General features: G+C 67.3%; 1 protein-coding gene. It reads left to right on the forward strand.

What is annotated here, in order from left to right:
• A partial coding sequence (locus tag NAT23_RS14705) for a VCBS domain-containing protein (RefSeq protein WP_251929401.1) occupies positions 1-2,539 on the forward strand: 2,539 nt, incomplete at both ends.

The following is a 2,539-nucleotide window of genomic DNA, read 5'->3' on the forward strand; positions in this document are numbered from 1 at the left end:
CATCACCGGCGTCAGCGGCGGTCAGGGCGGTGCGGCCACGCTCAACGCCGACGGCACCATCACCTTCACGCCGGCCGCGAACTTCAGCGGCGACGCCACGTTCCGCTACACCGTCAGCGACGGTCAGGGCGGCAGCGACACGGCGACGGTCACGGTGGCGGTCACCGGGGTCAACGACGCCCCGGTCGCCGAGGCCGACAGCGCCGATCCAAGCGCCGGCAACGACGCCCTGACCACGGCAGAGGACACCGCGCTGACCATCGCGCCGGGCACGCTGCTGGCCAACGACAGCGACGCCGACGGCGACACGCTCACCATCACCGGCGTCAGCGGCGGTCAGGGCGGGACGGCCACGCTCAACGCCGACGGCACCATCACCTTCACGCCGGATGCGGACTTCAACGGCGACGCCACGTTCCGCTACACCGTCAGCGACGGTCAGGGCGGCAGCGACACGGAGACCGTAACCATCACGGTCAACGGCACCGACGATGCGGCGGTGATCACCGGCAGCGACAGCGGGGCAGTGACGGAAGACACCGTACTCACCACTTCCGGCACATTGACCGCGACCGACGTGGACGCGGGCGAGTCCGGCTTCGTCGCCCAGCCGGGCACGGCTGGCACGTACGGCAGCTTCGCCATCGACGAGAGCGGTGCGTGGTCCTATCAACTCGACGACGCCAATGGCGACGTGCAGGCCCTGGGCGACGGCGATCAGCTGACCGAGACCTTCACCGTTACTACCGCCGGTGGCGACACGGAGACCGTGACCATTACGGTCAATGGCACAGATGACACCGCCGAGATCACCGGCGTTCAGACCGGCAGCGTCACCGAAGACACCGCACTCACCACAAGCGGTGTGCTTACGGCCACCGACACCGATGCCGGCGAGTCCGGCTTCGTGGCGCAGTCGGGCACGGCTGTCAGCTACGGCAGCTTCGCGATCGACGAGAGCGGCGCGTGGTCCTATCAACTCGACAACGCTAATGGCGACGTTCAGGCCCTGGGCGCCGGCGATCAGCTGACCGAGACTTTCACCGTCACCACCGCCGGTGGTGACACGGAGACCGTCACCATCACGGTCAACGGCACCGACGATGCGGCCGTGATTACCGGCAGCGATAGTGGGGCGGTGACTGAAGACACCGTGCTGACGACCTCCGGCACCCTGACCGCGACGGACACCGATGCGGGTCAGTCCGGCTTCGTCGCGCAACCGAACACCGTCGGCAGCTACGGCAGCTTTGCGATCGACGAGACCGGCGCCTGGTCCTACACGCTGGATAACGAAAGTGACGATGTGCAGGCCCTGGGTGTCGGCGACCAGCTGACCGAGACCTTCACCGTCGCCACCGCCGGTGGCGACACGGAGACCGTGACCATCACGGTCAACGGCACGAATGACGCCGCTGAGATCACCGGCGTTCAGACCGGCAGCGTGACCGAGGACACCGCACTCATCACCTCCGGCACATTGACCGCGACCGACGTGGACGCGGGCGAGTCTGGCTTCGTCGCCCAGCCGGGCACGGCTGGAGCGTACGGCAGCTTTGCCCTCGACGCCGCTGGAAACTGGACGTATCAACTCGACAACGCCAACAGTGACGTCCAGGCCCTGGGCGCCGGCGATCAGCTGACCGAGACCTTCACCGTCACCACCGCCGGTGGTGATACCGATACCGTCATTGTCACGATCGACGGCACCGATGACGCCGCCGCCATTACCGGCAGCGACAGCGGCAGCGTGACCGAAGACACGGTGCTGACCACAAGCGGTGTGCTCATAGCAACGGACACCGACGCCGGCGAGTCCGGCTTCGTCGTCCAGCCGGGCACGGCTGGAGCGTACGGCAGCTTCGCGATTGATGAGACCGGCGCGTGGTCCTATCAGCTCGACAACGCCAATGGCGACGTCCAGGCCCTGGGCGCCGGCGATCAGCTGACCGAGACCTTCACCGTCACCACCGCCGGCGGCGACAGCGAGGTCGTGACCGTCACGATCGACGGCACCGACGACGCCGCCATCGTTACCGGCAGCGACAGCGGCAGCGTGACCGAGGATACGGTGCTGACCACCTCCGGCACCCTGACCGCGACCGACGTCGACGCCGGCGAGTCCGGCTTCGTCGCCCAGCCGAACACCGCCGGCAGCTATGGCAGCTTCGCGATCGACGCCGCTGGAAACTGGACGTATCAACTCGACAACGCCAATGGCGATGTTCAGGCCCTGGGCGCCGGCAATCAGCTGACCGAGACCTTCACCGTTACTACCGCCGGTGGTGATACGGAGACCGTGACCATTACGGTCAACGGCACCGACGATGCCGCCGAGATCACCGGCGTTCAGACCGGAAGCGTCACTGAGGACACCGCGCTCACCACAAGCGGCGTGCTTACGGCCACCGACACCGATGCGGGCGAGTCCGGCTTCGTCGCCCAGCCGAACACCACCGGCGCCTACGGCAGCTTTGCCCTCGACGCCGCTGGAAACTGGACCTACCAGCTCGACAACGCCAATGGCGACGTTCAGGCC

Source organism: Larsenimonas salina, assembly GCF_023736155.1.
Taxonomy (GTDB): domain Bacteria; phylum Pseudomonadota; class Gammaproteobacteria; order Pseudomonadales; family Halomonadaceae; genus Larsenimonas; species Larsenimonas salina.